Below are 18,902 nucleotides of genomic sequence, written 5' to 3'. Positions count from 1 at the left end.
ATGATCAGCCACCTGCTGTCGACCGTTCCGTACCAGGAAGTCGAGCGACCCTCACTTGTCATCCCGGACCGGCCAAAGGCCCAGAACTATGTCAGGCCACCCCGAGACCTCTACCGGTGGGTGCCCGACCGCAGCCGCGACCTGGAATAGTCTGCTCGGCCGCACCCTGCGCACACCGGGATACTCGAACACCGCACGGAAGCCGCTGGTTACGGGCGCGACGTCGAGGTCGAGGTCGAGGTCGAGGTCGAGGTCGTGAACAGGTCCGCCGGCGGTAGCCGAACACACCTCGGCCGCTGCGTGGACATCCGCGGCACCCTCACATATCTCGATCATCCGGCAACCCCCTGCCCGTGAACACTCCCGGCTGGCTCCCCGCCGCGGCGGGGAGCCGTGTCTCAGTCAAGGTCGCACCTCGGCTGCGTATCCAGGGGTGACCACGGTGTGATCTGTCGAAGTCACGCCGCCCACATGTCGCCTGATCTCGAGCTTTGAACGTCGGCCGAGATCAAGAACGAGCCAGTCTCGTCCCAGGCGTTGCGCTACGGCCGGGGCCTGACCTCGGCCATCTCGGACCAGCCGGTCGCGTCGGGGATCGTCACGTTGATGATCTCTGGCGCGCCGGTCACGTAGTCGGGCAGCTTGTCGATGGCCTCCTTGAAGTGGCCGGAGTTCACGTGCGCGACGCCAGCGTCCTGGTCGGCGAAGGCCTCGACGAGCGTGTACATCGTGGGGTCCTCGGTGTTACGGGACCAGTCGAAGAACAGGTTGCCCGGTTCGGCCCGGGTGTACGTGGTGAAGTCGGCGACGATGTCGAGCCACTGGTCCGCGAACTCCGGCTTCACCGGCCAGCGGACGACGATGAAAATCATGTCCTGAGGGTACGGTGCGGGCACCGCCAGATGATCACTCCGATCCTGGCGGCGATCCGGGACGGCGAACCTGGGCGACTGCGGATCGCCTCGGTCGACGTGGACGAGAACATGGTCGTGGCCGACCTGTATCAGGTGACCGCCACGCCCACGCTGATGCAGTCCCTACCTGGCCAGCTGCGTGCGCGGCAGGTCGGGGATCTCGCCTGGACCGGGTGACGCGTTCTTTACAGGGTGGCTGCCGCGGCGCCCCTTCTCAGTAGCGTGTGCGCTGTGCTCTATGACGGCCACGTTCAGCGAGAGGGCGTTCCGGTGAGCGAGAACTTCCAGTCCTTCAACGTCCCCGACCGCTACATCCGGCACCGTGACTTCGCCGGCGAGCTGACGCCGCGGGGCGAACCGATCGAGGACTTCGCCTTCACCCTGCTGTCCCGGGGACAGGGGCGAGTGACGTTCCGGTCGCAGAACTTCCCGGACCGGGTGCTGCGCCACCGCGACTTCCAGATCTGGCTGGACCCGGTCCCGCACACCAGCGACACACTGTTCGCCGCGGACTCGACCTTCCTGGTCGTCGCGGGCCGGGCCGACCAGAGCGCCGTGTCGTTCCGCTCGGTCAACTACCCCGACCGCTACCTGCGCCACCGCGACTTCCGCCTGTGGGTGGAGGCCCCCACCGGTCCGGCCGACGCGCTGTTCCACCGCGACGCGACATTCCGCCGGCGGCCGGCGACCGTGGCTATCGACCCTGGCACGGTCCTGGTTCCCGCCGACGACTGATCCGACCGGCCGCGAAGATTTTTTCGGCACAGCTGTCGAATCGGGGTGGGGACATTCGTGGTGAGGGTGAGCGGCGGCCCGCCAGGGACGCCCCGGGATGGGCAGGAGATGAGCTGCGATGCAGTATCTGGTTTCCGTGATTGCCGACGAGTCGACGGTGGCGACCGAGGGCGAGCAGGCCGCGATCAACGTTTTCAACGATCGGCTCATCGCCGAGGGCCGCTGGGTGTTCGCCGGCGGGCTCGGTGTGCCGGAGACGGCCACGGTGATCGACAATCGGGCTGGGCAGGCGCTCGTCACCGACGGGCCGTTCGTCGAGACCAAGGAGTTCCTCGCCGGTTTCTGGATCCTCGAGGCGCCGGATCTCGACGTGGCCCTACGGCTGGCCACCGAGGGGTCGAAGGCGTGCAACCGCAAGGTCGAGGTCCGGCCGATCCTGGCCCCGCCGGACCACGACCTCACCCGCCGCCTGCTCGGCGACCGGCTCACGCAGACGTCACGCGGGTGAGCTCGCCTGGCTGGTTCGTGGCCGGTCACGCCGGCGGACGGGCCTGCGGGCCGTGGCGCAGGACGGTGCGGACGGTGAGGCCGGCGGCGAGAGCCCAGAAGGCGGCGCCGATACCGGCGAGGACGATACCGCTGGCCGCGACGACAAAGGTGATGACCGCGGCCTGACGCTCGTCCGGGTCGGCCAGGGCCGACGTCAGCGCCGAGGCGAGGGTGCCGACGAGGGCGAGGCCCGCGACGGCCGTGAGGACCCCGGCGGGGGCCGCGGTCGCGACCGTCGCCAGCAGCGTCGACACCCCGGCGAGGGCGACGTAGGTCCAGGCGGCGAAGTGCGCGACGACCCAGCGCCGCCTCGGGTCGGGGTGCGCGTCGGGGCTCGCGGCCAGCGCCGCGGTGATCGCGGCCAGGTTGATCGCGTGGCCGCCGGCGGACGCGCCGAGGACGGTACCCAGGCCCGTCACCGTCATCGACTCCCGCCAGGGAAGCGTGTACCCGTAGGACGACAGCACCGCCACACCCGGCACGTTCTGCGACGCCATCGTGACGACATACAGCGGGACGGCGAGCGAGAGCACCGACGCCCAGGTCAGGGTCGGCGCCGTCAGCGTGACCCGGGGCAGCAGCGGCCCGTCGAGCCCACCGTGGCGGCCAAGCCAGATCCCGATCGCCACCACCGCGGCGGCGAACGCCGCCGGCACCGCCCAGCGCGGCGCGAACCGCAGCAGCACCAACCACACCACGACCCCCGGCACGACGAGCGCCGGATGGTCCACCAGCCCGTGGACGGGCGCCAGACACAGCGCAAGCAGGACGCCGGCGAGCATCGCCTGCGCGATCGGTGCGGGGATCGAAGCGATCAACGTGCCCAGACGCGGCCACACCGCGGTCAGCAGAATCAGCCCGCCGGCGACGAAGAACGCCCCGACCGCCGCCGGCCAGCCACCGTTGACCGGGCCGGTCGAGGCGAGCAGCGCCGCGCCCGGTGTCGACCAGGCGAGCAGGATCGGCATCCGGTGCCGGCGGCTGAGCCACAACGTCCCGAGTGCCTGCGCGACGGTGACAGCGAGCAGACCCGAGGCGGCCTGCCTGGCATCCGCCCCGACGGCCCGCAGTCCGGCCAGCACCACGACGGACGTGCTCGCGAACCCGACCAGCGCCGCGACAATCCCCGCGCTGACCAGATGGACGCCCCGAACTCCCGGGGCCGTCGCGTTGTCCGGGCCGTCCAGCTGGTCCACCGAGGCCAGCTGGTCCACCGGTGCCACCGGTGCCGGCGAATCAGACCGGGGTGCGTTGCCATCACTCATGGCGACGACTGGCTCTTTGACTGTTAGAGCTGGCGGGCGAACACATCGATCAGATCGTCGGCGATGCGGTTCACGACCGCAAGGGCCGCCAGTCACCGATGCCTGGATCGGACAGTGGCGGCCCGTCCAGGCAACAGTGGACGGCCCCCGACCTGGCCGACCGCCCGGTCGACCGGGCAGATCGAGGCGGTCGAGGTGGGTTGCGGATGGTCACCGCGGCGATCGCTCCGCCGATCGTGCACACCCCGGCCGCGACGAGTACCGCGGTGTGGAACCCCTGGGAGAACGCGACCGGGTCCAGGTACGCGGCGCCGGTGATGCCACCGACGGCCGGTAGGACGGCGACGGCGATCAGGGAGGCCGCGCGGGCCACGTCGTTGTTCACCGCGGAGGCGATGCCCGCATGCCGCGCGGGCACCGCACCCAGCGCCGTCGCCGTCAGTGGTGCCACCGTCGCGGCCAGACCCAGGCCGAACACGACCACGGCGGGGAACACCTCGGTCAGGTACCCGCCCGCCGCATCGACCCGGGCGAGCAACGCCAACCCGGCGCCGACCAGCAGCGGTCCAAGACTCATCTGCGCCCGCGGACCGATCCGGGTGGCAAGCGCCCCCGACCGGGCGGACAACGTCAGCATGAGCACCGTCACCGGCAGCAGCGCCACGCCCGACCGCAGCGCGCTGTAGCCGCAGACCTGCTGCAGTTGCAGCGGCAGCAGGAACAGTGCGCCGCCGAGGCCCGCGTACACGGCGAAGGTGACCAGGTTCGTCGCGGCGAACTGGCGGACGGCGAACAGCTCCAGCGGCAGCATCGGCGCCGACACCCGACGTTCCCAGGCGACGAAGGCGACCAGCAGCAACACCCCGGTGCCCAGGGCGCCGGCCACCACCGGCCTGGTCCAGCCGGCCCCCGGCCCCTCAATGAGCCCGTAGGTCAACCCGACCAGACCGAGCGTGACCAACGCACCGCCGACCACGTCGACCCGCCCGCCGACCTGCGGATCATGCGACTCGGGCACATGGCGCCAGGTCAGCACGATCACCACGGCGGCCAGCGGCAGGTTGATCAGGAAGATCAGCCGCCACGACCAGGTCTCGACCAGCCAGCCGCCCAGGAACGGCCCGACGGCCGTGGCCACCCCGCTGAGCCCCGACCAGGCACCGATCGCCCGGTTGCGATCCTGCGGGGCGAAACTCGCCTCCAGGATCGCCAGACTGCCCGGAGTGAGCAGAGCCGCCCCCACCCCCTGCAGCGCCCGGGCACCCACGAGGACCGGACCGCTCGGCGCGAGCGCACACCCCATCGAGGCGACGACGAACCAGACGATGCCAGCCAGGAACATCCGCCGCCGGCCATACCGATCGCCGAGGTCCCCGGCCACGAGCAGCAGCCCGGCCAGGGTCAACGTGTAGCCCGTGACCACCCACTGCAGCGCGGCCAGCCCGGCGTCGAGATCCCGGCCGATCGCCGGCAGCGCGATGCCGACCACCGTCGCGTCGATCGAGGCGATCGCGGACCCGAGCACGGTCGCGGCGAGCACCCAGCGGCCCGCCGGGCTCGCGACTCGCAGGTTCTCCGCCCGGTCTTCGGCCCGCCCCGGCGACTGCGATGACTGCGGCGACGGCGGTGGTCCACCCCTGTGCACGCCTACGGCCTCCGCAGCGAGGCCGACGCGAGGCTGGGATCGGCGCCGCTGGCGACGCTGCGTTCCAACCCGCTCCCACGATGCCAGTCCAGGCACAGCACCGTGGCATCGTCATCCAGCTGGTCGTTGCAGGCGTCCCGCACGAGCCTGGTCATGTCCTGCACGAGTTCCCTCGGGTGCAGGTGCACACCCGCGGTCAGCACCGCGGGCAGATCCACGCGGATCGCGTTGCGGTCGATCATCCCGTCGGTGACGAGAAGCAGGCGATCTCCCGGTCGAAGCTGGAGATGCCGGATGGCATAGCTGGAATCCGGAAAAATCCCGAACGGAGGATCAGCCGGACAGCGAACGTACCTCACCCTGCCGTCCCGCACCCAGTAGAACGGGACATGCCCGGCGTTGACCGCGCTCACCGCCCCGTCGGGCAGGTCGACCCGAAGCAGTAGTCCGGTGACGAACTGCTCGGGGCTGGCATACCTGTTCATGACGGCGTTGGCCCGCAGGGCCATCGAGGCCAGATCCGCGTCGGCCTGCTCCCGGCGAACGTTGCGCAGGCTGTTGACCACCAGGGTCGCCAGCAGGGCGGCGGCCAACCCGTGGCCCATCGCGTCGGTGAGCGAAAGGTCCAGAGTGGTACGCCCGAAGGTGTAGTCGAAGGTGTCGCCGCCCACCATGGCCGCCGGCTCCATCCAACCCGCGATCGTCGCCTGGGCGGCCTCGCAGGTGAACGAGTCCGGCAGCAGCCGACGCTGCACTTCGGCGGCGAGCTGAAACGGTGTGGAACGCCGGCCCCACTCGAACTGGTCGGTATAGCGCCGGTTCAGCACAACCGCATAGGCGAACACGTGCGCGGCGGCCCCGACCTCGTACAGCAGCCGGTCGATGTCGCGGTCGGCGCTTCCGACCTTCTTCGACCCGACCCCGGCGACCTGGCCGGGAAACTGAACCTCGATGACGCCGATCGCCTCGCCACGCGCCGTGACCGGAGCGGTGACGACGGTCCGGTCCACCAGCGCATGGCTCGCCGGCCGCTGGGTCCGCAGCACGTCGCCCTGCGGCGTGCCGCCGATCGGCACGCGTTCGGTCGGGCGGTCCCCGTCGCTTTTGCGGCCGAACCTGGCCAGACAGCCACCGGAGTGGTCGGCGATCAGAAACGAACTACCGAGCGCGCCGAGGTCCTCCCGCAGCCGCACGCCAAGCACGTCCATCGCATCGGCCGGCGCGGCGCGTTCGACTGCCGTCAGCAGCGCCACAGCGTCAAAAACCTTCCGCCGGCCCACGCCCACCACGCTAGGCCGGCTCCGCGGAAACCACCACCGGAGCGTCACAGATGCCGACTCCACCCGCACGAGCTGCGGCCAGCCGGCCGCCGTCGGCCCACTGGCCGCCTCAGGGTTTTGGAAGCAGGCCGGTGCGCTGGAACCGATCGAACCAGGCGCGCAGCATGTCCTCGGTGTCGATGCAGTCGCCGAAACCGGCCGAGCGGATCCGGATCGTACTGAGCAGGGCGGGCAGCGCCCGGGTGCCCCGGGCGCCGAACAGGACGTCCGCGTAGCTCCACGAGCTGCCGACGAAATCGGCCATCTCGCGGGGCGCGCGCAGGGAATGCGCGTCCACCAGGGCGGCCCATTCACCGCGGCGTGGCGGCATGGCCTGTGCGAGCAGCTGGGGTTCTGGATCGGCGACGTCCATGCCGCACGCGTCCGCGATCGCCGGCCAGACGTCATGCCAGGTGTAGACGTCACCGTTGGTGACGTTGAACGTCTCGAACCGCGCCGCGGGGCTGTCCGCCGCCCAGTCCAGAGCCCGGGCGAGCAACCGTGCATCCACCGCTTCCTGCAGCGTCGGAGGTCCGCCCGGGAAGGCCAGCGCGCGGCCCCGTGCTCGTTCGAGGGACGCGTACACGCCGATGGCCGGCAGCAGGTTCATCGGGCTGCCGATCGATTCGCCCAGCACCACCTGCGGTCGCAGGATCGTCCACGACCAGCCGGCATCGGCCGCGAGCGAGCGCAGGGCGTCCTCCTGCAGGAAGTAGAAGTTGTCGTGCTGGTCTCGGGGGGCCCGTTCCTTCGCCGGTACGGGGGTGCGGCCCAGATGCAGCCCGTAGGCCTTCGCACCCTGCAGCAGGCTCACGTGCCGCAGCGTGTCACCGTGCGCGGCCAGCAACGGTTCCAGCGCATTGCGGAACAACCGCAGGTTGTGCTGCATCAGGTCCGGGTCCCGCCAGCCGGCCACCAGGTCGGGACCTTCCTGCAGGGCTGCGTAGACGACGTGCGTCACCCCGGCAAACGCCCCTGCCCCGCCGCGGATCGCGGCCTCGGTTGCCGACCGGTCGGCCAGATCAAGCACGACATGCTCGACTCCGGGCAGGGTCACGGGCCGCCGCGACACCGCCACCACCGCGCCCCCGGGCCGGGCGGCGAACTGTTCAGCGGCGGCCCGCCCCACCACCCCGGACGCGCCGAACACGACAGCCTTCACGGGGCAGCCTCGCCTTCCGACCCGACCCAGCCGGGTTCACCTCACCCGGGTCACCCGATCATCCGGGTCGCACACCTCGCGCCGGACGGCATGCACCGTTGCTGTTTACCAGCCTGCTGACCGGTGAGACAACAGGCTGCCGGCCCGACGACCGCCCCCTTCGCGCCACGCCAACCGCAACGCACAATGCCACGCACAAGGTCGACAGACAATTCCGCTGCGGCTGTCCGCCACCGCTTTCCAGGACGAGGCGCTCTACCTGAACTCCGGCCATCAGATCCCGCGGTCGTGGACGGGCGGGCCGCCCCCCACGGAGAATGTCGCCTCGTACTTCTCCGGCTCCCCCTACGGCTGCCCGCCCATCGGGGCGCTGGCCGACACCCTCGACGGGCTCGCCGGCGCTCGACTGCTCGGCCTGGTCTGCTGTCTGCTGACCCCGTCGCGGTCGCGGCGGTGGGACGTGTCCTGTTCGGAGCGTCGGCGCCGTCATCGTGGTCGGCGGCTGGCTGACGCTGACGGGGGCGGTCCTCGTCGGCCGGCGCCAGCCCGGCCGGCTCGCCCCGACCGTCATGGCGCTGCTGGTCGGCTCGCTGCTGCCGGTCATCTTCCAGCGGAGGCTGCGGGACCTCCTCGCCAACCGGACGAGGTACCGCCAGATCGCCACACCCTGCCGCGTCCCGGCGGCTTGACCATCTGGCGCCGCACCGACTCCGGACGCCGCACCGACTCCTGACGCCGCGTCGGAAGTCGGTGAACGCTTGACTGCGCCCGTGGCGGATCCCGATTGTCGTTGCTGAGGTGGCCGCAATGCGGGAGGTACCGATGCAGGAGCACGACGGTGGGAGCACGCCGGACGAGGGGCTCGGCTTCGATCCGGTGGCCCTGCGAGCCCGGTACCGCGCCGAACGCGACAAGCGGTTACGCCCGGACGCGGTCGACCAGTTCGTCCGCCTGGGCGACCAGCTCGCCGGCGAGCGCACCGACCCCTACGTCGAGCCCGGTTTCACCCGGGAGCCACTCACCGACGAGGTCGACATCGTCATGGTCGGCGGCGGGTTCTCCGGGCTGCTGCTCGGCGCGCACCTGCGCAGGGTGGGCGTGACCGACGGGCTGCGGTTCGTCGAGCGGGGCGGTGACTTCGGCGGCACCTGGTACTGGAACCGCTATCCGGGGGCCGCCTGCGACACGGCCAGCACGATCTACCTGCCGATGCTGGAGGAACTCGGATATCTGCCGAGCCGGCGGTACGCCCCGGCTCCGGAGATCTTCGAGCACTGCCGCCGGATCGCCCACACCTTCGATCTCTACCGCGACGCCTGTTTCCAGACCGAGGTGACCGGTCTGCGCTGGGACGAGGACGCGGCCCGGTGGATCGTGCGCACCAACCGGGGCGACGCGATGCGGGCCCAGTTCGTCATCGTCTCCCCCGGCCCGATGGACCGCCCGAAACTCGCCGGCATTCCCGGCATCGAGTCGTTCAAGGGGCACAGTTTCCATACCAGCCGGTGGGACTACGACTACACCGGCGGCACCGCGGACGGCGGCCTGGACCGGCTGGGCGATCGCACCGTCGGCATCATCGGCACCGGCGCGACCGCGGTGCAGTGCATTCCGCATCTCGCGGCGGCCGCCGAACACCTCTACGTTTTCCAGCGCACGCCGTCGGCGGTCGACGCCCGGGACAACGCCGCTCTCGACCCGTCCTGGGTGGGCCAGCTCCAGCCCGGCTGGCAGCAGAAGCTCATCGACAACTTCACCACCCTGACCTCCGGCGGTCCGGTCGACGAGGACCTGCTGCAGGACGGCTGGACCGCCGTCGCCCGCAACCTGCGCCAGCTGATGGCGCGCCGGACCGAGCGCGGCGAGCCGATCGACGACCTGGCCTGGCTCGTCCAGCTCGCGGATTTCCAGACGATGGAGCACATCCGCTCCCGGATCGACGACGTCATCGCCGATCCGGCGACGGCCGAGGCGCTCAAACCCTGGTACGACCGGTTCTGCAAACGGCCCTGTTTCCACGACGAATACCTGCCGGTGTTCAACCGACCGAACGTGACACTGGTGGACACCGGCGGCCGCGGCGTGGAGCGGATCACCGCGACCGGGGTCGTCGTCGCGGGCCGGGAGTACCCGGTCGACTGTCTGGTCCACGGCACCGGGTTCGAGGTCGGCGCGCCGCTGGCGAAGCGACTCGGTTTCGAGGTCACCGGCCGTGGCGGTGCCACCCTGCTCGACCGGTGGGCAACGGGCGCGCAGACCCATCACGGCATCATCGCCCACGGTTTTCCCAACCTGTTCTTCATGTCCCATGTGCAGTTCGGGTTCTCGCTGAACTTCACCCATTTCATCGGCGAGCAGGCGAAGCACATCGCGTACATCCTCGGCCACGCCCGGGCGGCGGGCCTGCGCACCGTAGAACCCACGGCGGCGGCCCAGGCCGCCTGGGTGGCCGAGGTCGATCGGGCTGCCCGCGACCAGCGGGCGTTCCAGACCGAATGCACACCGAGCTATTTCAACGCCGAAGGTGACCTGGCCCGGCTCAACGCCCGCAACAGCCCGTACGGCGGTTCACCGACCGCGTTCTTCGGCATGCTCGCCGAGTGGCGGGCCGACGGCGGGCTGCCCGGCCTGGAGCTCACCGCCTGACCGTCCGACCCTGGTCTGACCGGCACCATCTCAGCCAGGCCGCACGATGCGGGGAACGTCGCGGCTTGCGCCCGACAGTCCTTGTACGGGACGCTCCGAACGGTACGGGACGCTCCGAACGGACTGGCGACGACAACGGCTGCTGGACGAGGCCCACAGGCTGCCACGCGGATACCCGGAGGGATCAGCTCGCATGCTCACGCCGTTCGACGACTACCCGGTGCACCAGACGGCCTCGCCGATCGCCCACGTCGGCAACGGCCATCCCAATCACTATGACCGGTTCTGGTTCAACGGTTACAACGAGCAGGTGTACTTCGCGCTCGCCATGGGTGTGTATCCCAACCGCGGGATCATCGACGCGGCCTTCAGCGTGGTGCACGACGACGTGCAGCGTTCGGTGTTCGCCTCCGGACGGGTGCCGCTGGACCGGACCCGCACCAGCATCGGACCGATCACGGTGGACATCGTCGAACCGCTGCGGGTCAACCGCATCCGCATCGACGCGCCGGAACACGGACTGGTCGCGGATCTGACCGCCACCGCCCGCACCGCCGCCTACGAGGAGCCGCGTCAGACCCGCTACGCCGAAGCCGACCCGATCATGGATGTCACCCGGGCCACCCAGATGGTGCGCTGGGCGGGCGAGCTGCGCGCCGGCGACGACTCCTTCACGCTGGGCGCCGCCGGCGAGCCCGGCGCACGCGACGCACGCGGCGCACGCGGCGCACGCGGCGAGGAGAGCCTGGGGACGGTCGGCACGAAGGACCGGTCCTGGGGGGTCCGCGGGCTCGGCGGGCAGATCCCGATGGCGCCGCGCCGGCAGCAGCACCAGGTCTTCTTCCTGTGGGCGCCGCTGAACTTCGCCGACGAGTGCCTGCACTACATGGTGTTCGAGGACGAGACCGGCCGGGTCCAGACGCAGGCCGCCGCCCTCCTGCCGGTGATCGGCGCGGACGACCCGGTCTTCGGCCCCGACACCGGCATCCGCCGGCTCTCCGACGTCCGCCACCAGGTGAGCTGGGCCCCGGGCCTGCGCCGCAGCGACGGTGCGACGCTCCTGCTCGGCCCGGACGACAGCCCCGGCGACCGGGTGACCCTCGAGCCGGTGCACACCTTCCGGATGAAGGGTGTCGGCTACAGCCATCCGGTCTGGGGGCACGGGCAGTGGCATGACGAGCTCGCCGTCGGCGGCGAGCTGCACAAGGTCGCCGACCTGGACACCCTCGCACCCGACTGCCTCCACCTCCAGCAGGTGATGCGGGCCAGCTGGGCCGGCCGGACCGGCCTGGGAGTGCTGGAACAGCTTGTCATCGGTCCCTACTCCCCCGGCGGCTTCCGCGCGGTGCTCGATGGCGCGCCCGCCCGTACGAAGGGCTGATCCACGATGCACGCGAACCAGACCGAGCACTCCGTCCACCCGGACACCGACGCCGAGCTTCTCGTCGTCGACACTCCCGACGAGGTGACTCCGCAGTGGCTGACCCGGGCGCTGCGGGCGGGCGGAACGGACGTCGAGATCGTCGCGCTGCGCTTCGAGGCGGTCGGCACCGGCCAGACCGGCGCCAGTTACCGCTTCTACCTGGAGCCGGCCCCCGGACAGACCAACCGAGCCCCGGCCACCGTCGTCATCAAGATGGGCGCCGGTGACCGGGCGGCCAGGTCCCGCATCGCCCGGGCCTACCGCCAGGAGACGGGTTTCTACCAGACGTTCGCCGCATCGGCCAGGATCCAGGTGCCACGGTGCTGGAGCGCGGAGATCAGCGCCGACGGTCTGAGCTATGCCCTGGTGCTCGAGGATGCCCACCCAGCCCGTTCCGGCCGGCAGGTCGACGGATGCACCTTCGACCAGGCCGTTCTCGCCGTGCGTAACCTCGCCGGTCTGCACGCACCGTTCTGGAACGACCCGACCCTCCCCGACCGTGCTCCCTGGCTGTGGCAGGCGGACGAGCAGGCGATGCAGTTCCTGCACAACCTGTTCGTCGGGGCGGCCGACGGATTCGTCCACCGGTACGCGGCCGAACTGTCAGCGGCGGACACCGCGACGCTGCTGCGCTGCGCCGAGGAGTTCCCCCGGTGGGGCCAGGCGATCCAACACCGCACCTCGCTGATCCACGGCGACTACCGCCTCGACAACCTTCTGTTCGACGACCACGGCCACGTGGTCACCGTCGACTGGCAGACCATCGAGGAGGGTTTTCCCGGCCGCGACCTCGCCTATTTCCTGGCTACCGCGCTGCCACCAGCGCAGCGGCGCCAACACGAGGCCGCGCTGGTCGCCGCTTACCATCAGCGGCTGGTGGAACTCGGCGTCGATGGCTACAGCGCTGATGAGTGCTTCGAGGACTACCGGCTCGGCACGCTGCACGGACCGATGACCACGATGATCGGCTGCATGTACGCGGCCGGAACGCGCAGCGAGAGCTCGGATCGGATGTTCCTCTCGATGGCGTCCAACTCCGCTGCCGCGATCCGCGAACTCGGCACCTTCGACCTGCTCCCCCCCGTCTGAACAGGCCAGGTCGTCCCGGCTGACCCGCGGCGTCAGGCCCCGGTGGGCCAGACCACCGGGCGGACCGCGCCGGCGGCGTTCTGCACGTTGGCCAGTACCAGGCCGTTGTCGGTCAGCTCGACCACGGTGCGCAGCGCCCACCCCACCGGCAGGGGCAGCGGCGTGCGTGCACCGTTCGACCACAGGTAGGGCAGCCGCGTGCCGTCCGAAGTCGTGGCGACAACCACGACCCGCCCGCGGGTGGCGACCGCGACCGCCGTCGTCGCGGTCTCACCGGGGCCCACCCCGATCGTCGTGAGCGTGGGGGTCCCGCCACTGGGGGCATGCCAGAGTGCGGCGGTGGCGGGTCGGCCCGCGACCGAGTCGGCAAGCAGGGAACCGGCGACCCAGCCATCCGAGGACAGCGTGTCCGGCGACGAGCAGCCCAACGAGCCGATCCGGCCCGCCGTCGGCAGCGCGACCTCGGTTCCGGGGATGCCGCCGCGGTGCACCGACAGTGCGCGGGTGAAGCCGATGTCAGGCTGGTAGCTCACGATGCCGCTGTAGGCCACCGTTCCGTCCGCCAGGATTGCGGAGACGCAGGACGGCTGCGGAAGATCGATCATGGCCCTGGTCGGCAGGGTCAGCGTCGCCCCGTCGCGCCAGATCACCGGGCGGCTCGTCGTGCCCCGGCCGACGCCGGTGACGGCGCCGAGCACAGCCGTGCCGGGACCGCCGATCGAGCTGACCCCCACGATCCGGGCGCTGTCCAGGTCGGCGGTTCCGCGTAGTTCGGTGCGGGCACCGTCACGGGCGACGATCGCCGAGGTGCCACTGATCGAGCCACCGGTGTAGACCGCCCACTGTCCCGGCCCGACCGCCGACGTCGTGACCTCGGGATCCGGTCCGGTCGTCAGCGGGATCGTCTGTGTGCCGGCCACCGACCACCGCACCGCCTGACGCTGGGTGACGCCGGCGCCGACCACGACCCCGCCCGCCTCCCCCAGGTCGGTGACGCCGGCGATCTCGACGCGGGTGGTACCGCCCGGGACGACGAGTTTCTGCGCGCCGAGCTGCCGGCCGCCCGGCCCGACGATCCAGCGCCAGCCGCTGCCCTCGCCCTGACCACCGGGGATGTCCGGGGGCGGTGACGCGTTCGAGGTGCCGACCACGACGCCCACCGGGGAGATGTCCACCGCCACGGTGACCTCGTGGTCGCCGGCGAGCAGCACCGGCGATACCGGTCGCCCCCGCGCTCCGGTGCCGGCACCGGCGGTTGCCTCAACGGTCGGCGCCGCCGCAGCGGCACCCGCCGGGACGGCCGTCACCAGCCCGACGGCGACCGCGACACCGGCAGCGACGCCGACGGCCCCGGCCATTCGGCGCCGACGCGCGGTGTCCGCGGCGCCGTTGCGCGAGCGGAGACTGTCTGGCAGCGGATGGTACGGATCGGTACGGACGGGGTCGGGTTTTCCTGGTCCGGTCACGGAAGATTTCTATCCACCCACCGGTCGCCTGGCCATTACCGGAAAGTGCCGTGCACGTACGGTATCGGGTTGCCAGGCAGGTCCGGAAAACCGCGGTCCGTCCAGGACAGGCTGCTGTACCGGCACCCGTCAATAGTGGGATCGGGACGGGAGAAAATCACCGAACATCCGCCTGCTCCGCACACCCAATGCCAGCAGAACGAACGATTTCGCACACACGACCACCGACAGAGTTTCGCCGCATCAGGCAGCTGCGAACATGCTTACGACCGAACATGCTTACGACCAGGCCCCTTGAGCGGAGGTCCCAGAAGCAGGCCGTCTCGACGTCGCCCTGGCCGCCGTCCCGGCCCGGCGGGTCCACGGGTCCGGGACGGCGGCTGGCCGGCGCTACCAGATGCGGACGCGGTCGGCGGGGTCGAGCCAGAGGCCGTCGCCGGGGGCGGTGTCGAAGACCTCGTGGAACTCGTCGAGATTGCGCGCGATGTTGGCGCGCAGATCCGGGGGGCTGTGCGGGTCGGTGGTGAGGAACTGGCGTTCCAGTTCGGTGCGGCGCTTGGTACGCCAGATGAACGCCCAGTTCAGGAACAGCCTGCGCCGTTCGTCGCGCGGGGCGTCCCCGCCCTGGGAGATGACATAGGCCTTGTGCGCGATGGTGAGGCCGCCGAGGTCACCGATGTTCTCGCCGACGGTGAGCGCGCCGTTCACCTTCTCGCCGGGCACCCCGCGGGTCTCGAAGCCGTTGTACTGCTCGATCAGGGTCTTCGACTTCACCTCGAAGGCGGCCTTGTCCGCGGGCGTCCACCAGTCGTTGAGGTTGCCGGCGCCGTCGTACTGCGCGCCCTGGTCGTCGAACCCGTGGCCGACCTCGTGGCCGATGACCGCGCCGATACCGCCGTAGTTCTCGGCCGGGTGGGCGTCGGGGCTGAAGAACGGGGACTGCAGAATGCCGGCGGGAAAGCAGATCTCGTTGGTACCGGGGTTGTAGTAGGCGTTGACGGTCTGCGGAAGCATGAACCACTCGTCCCGGTCGACCGGGCTGCCGATCTTGGCCAGTTCCCGGGCGGTCTCGAACGCGCTCGCGGCCTGGGAGTTGCCCCACAGGTCGTCCCGGCTGACCTGCAGGCCCGAGTAGTCGCGGAACCGGTCCGGATAGCCGATCTTCGGACGGAAGGTCCTGAGCTTCTCATAGGCCCGGGTCTTCGTCTCGTCGGTCATCCAGTCCAGCGCGGAGATCGACTCACGGTAGGCGGCGAGCAGGGTCGCGACGAGCTCGTCCATCTGCGCCTTCGCCCGCGGTGGGAAGTGCCGGGCCACGTACTCCCGCCCGACGGCCTCCCCGATGGCACCCTCGACGAATCCCACCGCCCGCTTCCACCGGGCCCGCAGCTCCGGCGTGCCGGACAGGGTGCGGCCGTAGAAGTCGAAGCTGGTCTCGGCGAACACGTCGGCCAGGTATGGCGCGGCGGCGCGCAGCACGTGGCTGGCCAGCCAGTCCTGCCAGGTCTCGATCGGGGTGTCGGTGAGCACCGTCGACAGATGCTCGAAGTACGACGGCTGCCGGACGCACACCTCCGCGAGCGTGGCGTGCGGGCCGGTCAGCTGCCCGCCGAGGCCGGTGACATAGGCGTCCCAGTCGAACGCCGGGCACAGCGCCGCGATCTCGGCGGCGGTACGCAGGTTGTAGGTCTTCTGGACGTCCCGGGTGTCGGCTCGCTTCCAGTGGCCCGACGCCAGCCGGGTGTCCAGGTCCAGAATGCGCCGGGCCGCGGCCGCGGGCTCGGGGTGCTCCCCGAGCTCCAGCATGCGGGTCAGGTGGGCGACATACTTCTCCCGGATCTCGGCGAACTTCTCCTCCCGGTAGTACGACTCGTCCGGCAGCCCCAGACCGCCCTGGACCAGGTGGAACAGGTACCGGTCGGAGTTGCGGTCGTCGGTGTCGACGTACGAGCCGAACAGACCGCGGCCACCGATCCGCTCGAACCGGCCGAGCAGCGCGGCGAACTCGCCGAGCTCCCGCAGGGCCCGCACCTCGGCGAGCAGCGGGCGCAGCGGGTCGAGCCCGAGCGCCTGGACGGCATCGACGTCCAGGAACGAGTTGTACAGATCCGCGATCTTGCGTGCATCCTCGTCCTGGGTGGCGGGGTCACGCGCGGCAAGGTCGGTGATGATGTCGCGGACGTGCCGTTCGGCAGCATCGGCGAGCTGCACGAACGGCCCCCAGCTCGACCGGTCGGAGGGAATCTCCGTCTCGGCGAGCCAGCGGCCGTTCACATGGCCGAACAGGTCGTCCTGCGGTCGGACGGCGGGGTCCATGCCCTCGCGGGCGTCGTCGAGGATGCTCACCCCTCAAAGTCTCCGCCCCCGGCCGGCCGCTGCAAAGGACTCCCGCGTTCTCCGTGCCATTCGCCTCCCCGGCCCGCCCTACGCGCCGGGTCCTGCGCCCACCGTCACGCGATCGGCACCTCACCGTCGGCACCTCATGATCGGCACCTCACCGTCGGCACCTCGTGTCGCTCTCGTTCCGGCTGATGTCGGCTGGCCGACGGCCGGGCTGTCGCGCACCCGCCTGCCCACGCGCCCCGGCCGTGCTCTGCTGGACACCGCGTCCGGGGACGGCCACGAAGGTTCGGCGACGCGGGTGGGTGCGCACGGATGAGAGCAGGGGTGGCAATGGCGGGGCGGGGTGGGTCGACCGGCACGCTCGCGGGTCCGGCGCCGGTACGGCCGGAGTCGGGGGGCGGCGCGGTCGCGGTGTCCGGTTCGCCGCGTCGTCCGGATCCGGCGATCGCCTGGCCGGTGCGGTACCTGGTGGTCTGGCCGCTGCGGCTGGTGGCATTCGCTGTCGTCCTTCCGCTGCGACTGCTGTACGAGGCTGTTCGGCTGGCTGGGCGAGGTCTGCGCACGCTGCTGTGGGACTGGTTCGGGTGCCCGGTGCTGACCGCGCTGTGGCGGTTCGTGATCGTCCCGATCGGTCGGACGATCACCTGGGGATGGCGCCGGCTGCTCGTCCCCGCGCTGCGCGCGCTGTGGACAGCACTGCGGACGGTGCTGTGGGACTGGCTGATCGTGGATTCCGCGCGGATGCTGTGGCGCTACGTCATGATCCCGGCCGCCAAGGTGCTCATCGTGCTGTTCGATCTTCTGGTCGTTCGGCCGGCACGCTGGTTGCGGCGGCCACTGCACTGGTTCGGACGGACGGTGCTCCTTCCGGTGCTGCGCGCGGTCGCCGCGGTCATCCGGGCGGCGGCCCACGTGGTCGCGGTGGTCGTCCGGGCCGTCGCGCGGGCGGCCACCGCGACGGTGCGCGGGTTCGGCTTCCTGCTGCGCCTGCTGCTCGTCCGGCCCGCGGTGTGGTTCTGGCGGACGGTGGCCACACCCACCGGACGGGCGTTCGTCCGCACGTTGCGGGTGGTGGTGCGCCCGCTGGGCTGGTGCTGGCGGGCGGTTCTGGTGCCGGCCGGGCAGGCCGTGGGATTCGCGTGGCGGCTGCTCGTCGTCGCCCCGCTCTCGTGGTGCCGACGGACGGTGGTGCGCCCGATCGGCCGGGCCGTCGGCGCGACGATGTTCGTGCTGGTGGTCATGCCGACGCGCTGGGCCGACCGCACGGTCTGGCGGCCGATCCGCGACGCCCTGCTCCCCCGCGGCGGCTTTGGCCACCGCGGCTAGTGGTGATCGGCGCAAGTTCGTCGGTTATGCGGCGAGGTCGAGGCGGCTGGCGGTCTTGAGGAGATCGGCGCGGGTGTACTTCCAGTCGAACGGGCCCGCGGTCTGGTTGTAGAGGTCCTGGAAGCCCATGACCCGGTCGCCGAGTGCGTCGAGGTCGGCGAAGTCGCCGCGTTCGATGGCCTTGCGTTGCAGGATCGAGAAGTAGATCTCCACCTGGTTCAGCCAGGACGCGTGGACCGGCAGGTGGACGAGCGTCGCGGTCGGGTAGGCCGCGCTCATCCGGCGGATCGAGGTCTGGCCGTTGTGGGAGGAGCCGTTGTCGACGATCCAGAACACCCGCCGCGCCGAGGCGTAAGGCTCGGCCGTCATGAGCTGGTCCACGAGCCGGCTGAACGGGGCGATCCCGGTGGTCGGCTCGATCCGGCCGATGACGTGGGCGCGGTGGACGTCGTAGGCGGCGAAGTAGGCCACCGTGCCTCCGCGCTTGTACTCGAACTCGACGCGCGGGCCGTGATGTGCCTGGGCGGGCGCGGTCGGGTGACAGCGACGCAGAGCCTGCAGCTGCGACTTCTCGTCCGCCGAGATCACATAGTCATCGTCGCCGAGCGGCTCACCGTCCCAGGTCCGGGCATAGAGATCCAGGACCCGGGAGGCCTTCGCGACGAACGCCGGATCCCTGGGGAAGATCCACGAGCGGTGCTGCCAGGGGCGGATCGCGTCACGGGCCAGCCAGCGGCCGACCGAGGACGCCGACACCGTGGCCACGATGCCCTGCCGGGTCGCGTGGCGGGCGAGTTCGCCGTTCGACCAACGTTCCAACGGCGCGCCGACATCCACGGGCCGCGTGCAGGCCAGCGCCTTGACCTCGGCGACCTGCACCGCACCGAACCGGGCGGGCCGACCCGAACGACGACGGTCAGCCAGCCCCGCCATCCCCTCACGGGCGAACCGGCCCCGCCACTTGCCCACGGTGTCCTCGCAGACGCCAAGCCTGGTGGCAATCGCCGCGTTGCCCGCACC

General features: G+C 71.0%; 16 protein-coding genes. 8 read left to right on the top strand and 8 right to left on the bottom strand.

Annotation, left to right across the window (positions count from 1 at the left end; translation table 11 throughout):
• Window positions 1-542 precede the first annotated feature (542 nt).
• Entirely contained in the window at window positions 543-896 is a 354-nt protein-coding gene (locus ND747_RS14635) for a putative quinol monooxygenase (protein WP_251734172.1), read from the bottom strand.
• A gap of 6 nt (window positions 897-902) precedes the next feature.
• Here ND747_RS14635 and ND747_RS14630 point away from each other — a divergent pair, with 6 nt between their 5' ends.
• The 3 genes from ND747_RS14630 to ND747_RS14620 all read left to right on the top strand — a co-directional run bounded on the left by ND747_RS14630 (window position 903) and on the right by ND747_RS14620 (window position 2,157).
• Window positions 903-1,091: a thioredoxin domain-containing protein gene (locus tag ND747_RS14630; RefSeq protein ID WP_251734171.1), complete on the top strand. Its 189-nt coding sequence runs from the start codon at window positions 903-905 to the stop codon at window positions 1,089-1,091.
• A gap of 93 nt (window positions 1,092-1,184) precedes the next feature.
• Window positions 1,185-1,649: an AbfB domain-containing protein gene (locus ND747_RS14625; RefSeq protein WP_251734170.1), complete on the top strand. Its 465-nt coding sequence runs from the start codon at window positions 1,185-1,187 to the stop codon at window positions 1,647-1,649.
• A gap of 118 nt (window positions 1,650-1,767) precedes the next feature.
• Window positions 1,768-2,157, top strand: a complete 390-nt coding sequence (locus ND747_RS14620) for a YciI family protein (protein ID WP_251734169.1) — start codon at window positions 1,768-1,770, stop codon at window positions 2,155-2,157.
• Between the two features lie 25 nt (window positions 2,158-2,182).
• Here the strand turns inward: ND747_RS14620 and ND747_RS14615 are convergent, their stop codons facing one another.
• The 4 genes from ND747_RS14615 to ND747_RS14600 all read right to left on the bottom strand — a co-directional run bounded on the left by ND747_RS14615 (window position 2,183) and on the right by ND747_RS14600 (window position 7,589).
• Window positions 2,183-3,463, bottom strand: coding sequence for a benzoate/H(+) symporter BenE family transporter (locus tag ND747_RS14615; protein ID WP_374216227.1), 1,281 nt, complete (start codon window positions 3,461-3,463; stop codon window positions 2,183-2,185).
• 70 nt (window positions 3,464-3,533) lie between these two features.
• On the bottom strand, window positions 3,534-5,033 hold the full coding sequence (locus tag ND747_RS14610; protein WP_251734174.1) for an MFS transporter: 1,500 nt from the start codon (window positions 5,031-5,033) through the stop codon (window positions 3,534-3,536).
• A 77-nt stretch (window positions 5,034-5,110) separates the two neighbouring features.
• On the bottom strand, window positions 5,111-6,361 hold the full coding sequence (locus ND747_RS14605; protein WP_251734167.1) for a PP2C family protein-serine/threonine phosphatase: 1,251 nt from the start codon (window positions 6,359-6,361) through the stop codon (window positions 5,111-5,113).
• 136 nt (window positions 6,362-6,497) lie between these two features.
• Window positions 6,498-7,589, bottom strand: coding sequence for an SDR family oxidoreductase (locus tag ND747_RS14600; RefSeq protein ID WP_251734166.1), 1,092 nt, complete (start codon window positions 7,587-7,589; stop codon window positions 6,498-6,500).
• A gap of 491 nt (window positions 7,590-8,080) precedes the next feature.
• Between ND747_RS14600 and ND747_RS14595 the strand changes: the two genes are divergently transcribed.
• The 4 genes from ND747_RS14595 (at window position 8,081) to ND747_RS14580 (ending at window position 12,747) form a co-directional block, all read left to right on the top strand.
• A complete protein-coding gene (locus ND747_RS14595) occupies window positions 8,081-8,278 on the top strand; it encodes a hypothetical protein (protein WP_251734165.1) in 198 nt (65 codons plus the stop codon).
• Window positions 8,279-8,396: 118 nt separating this feature from the next.
• Window positions 8,397-10,235 (top strand): NAD(P)/FAD-dependent oxidoreductase, encoded by a 1,839-nt coding sequence (locus ND747_RS14590; protein WP_251734164.1) that lies wholly within the window; start codon window positions 8,397-8,399, stop codon window positions 10,233-10,235.
• Window positions 10,236-10,428: 193 nt separating this feature from the next.
• Window positions 10,429-11,616: a hypothetical protein gene (locus tag ND747_RS14585; protein ID WP_251734163.1), complete on the top strand. Its 1,188-nt coding sequence runs from the start codon at window positions 10,429-10,431 to the stop codon at window positions 11,614-11,616.
• A 6-nt stretch (window positions 11,617-11,622) separates the two neighbouring features.
• On the top strand, window positions 11,623-12,747 hold the full coding sequence (locus tag ND747_RS14580; RefSeq protein ID WP_251734162.1) for an ecdysteroid 22-kinase family protein: 1,125 nt from the start codon (window positions 11,623-11,625) through the stop codon (window positions 12,745-12,747).
• 32 nt (window positions 12,748-12,779) lie between these two features.
• Here the strand turns inward: ND747_RS14580 and ND747_RS14575 are convergent, their stop codons facing one another.
• Window positions 12,780-14,213 carry a hypothetical protein gene (locus ND747_RS14575; RefSeq protein WP_251734161.1) on the bottom strand — a complete coding sequence of 478 codons (1,434 nt, stop codon included), beginning with the start codon at window positions 14,211-14,213 and terminating at the stop codon, window positions 12,780-12,782.
• Window positions 14,214-14,603: 390 nt separating this feature from the next.
• Entirely contained in the window at window positions 14,604-16,559 is a 1,956-nt protein-coding gene (locus ND747_RS14570; RefSeq protein WP_308204630.1) for a M13-type metalloendopeptidase, read from the bottom strand.
• Between the two features lie 309 nt (window positions 16,560-16,868).
• Between ND747_RS14570 and ND747_RS14565 the strand changes: the two genes are divergently transcribed.
• Window positions 16,869-17,882 (top strand): hypothetical protein, encoded by a 1,014-nt coding sequence (locus tag ND747_RS14565; RefSeq protein WP_251734160.1) that lies wholly within the window; start codon window positions 16,869-16,871, stop codon window positions 17,880-17,882.
• Window positions 17,883-17,906: 24 nt separating this feature from the next.
• Here ND747_RS14565 and ND747_RS14560 read toward each other — a convergent pair.
• On the bottom strand, window positions 17,907-18,902 hold a 996-nt coding region (locus tag ND747_RS14560; protein ID WP_251734159.1), incomplete at its 5' end, for an IS630 family transposase.

This window comes from Frankia sp. R82 (genome assembly GCF_023716925.1).
Lineage (GTDB): Bacteria > Actinomycetota > Actinomycetes > Frankiales > Frankiaceae > Frankia.
The sequence above is the reverse complement of the archived record's forward strand: the minus strand, read 5'-3'. Positions and strand labels throughout refer to the sequence as shown.

Bases quoted from the DNA above. Each gene is read 5' to 3' on its own strand.
- ND747_RS14630 (WP_251734171.1), top strand. From the start codon at position 903: ATGATCACTCCGATCCTGGCGGCGATCCGGGACGGCGAACCTGGGCGA.
- ND747_RS14620 (WP_251734169.1), top strand. From the start codon at position 1,768: ATGCAGTATCTGGTTTCCGTGATTGCCGACGAGTCGACGGTGGCGACC.
- ND747_RS14615 (WP_374216227.1), bottom strand. From the start codon at position 3,463: ATGAGTGATGGCAACGCACCCCGGTCTGATTCGCCGGCACCGGTGGCA.
- ND747_RS14590 (WP_251734164.1), top strand. From the start codon at position 8,397: ATGCGGGAGGTACCGATGCAGGAGCACGACGGTGGGAGCACGCCGGAC.
- ND747_RS14585 (WP_251734163.1), top strand. From the start codon at position 10,429: ATGCTCACGCCGTTCGACGACTACCCGGTGCACCAGACGGCCTCGCCG.
- ND747_RS14580 (WP_251734162.1), top strand. From the start codon at position 11,623: ATGCACGCGAACCAGACCGAGCACTCCGTCCACCCGGACACCGACGCC.
- ND747_RS14565 (WP_251734160.1), top strand. From the start codon at position 16,869: ATGAGAGCAGGGGTGGCAATGGCGGGGCGGGGTGGGTCGACCGGCACG.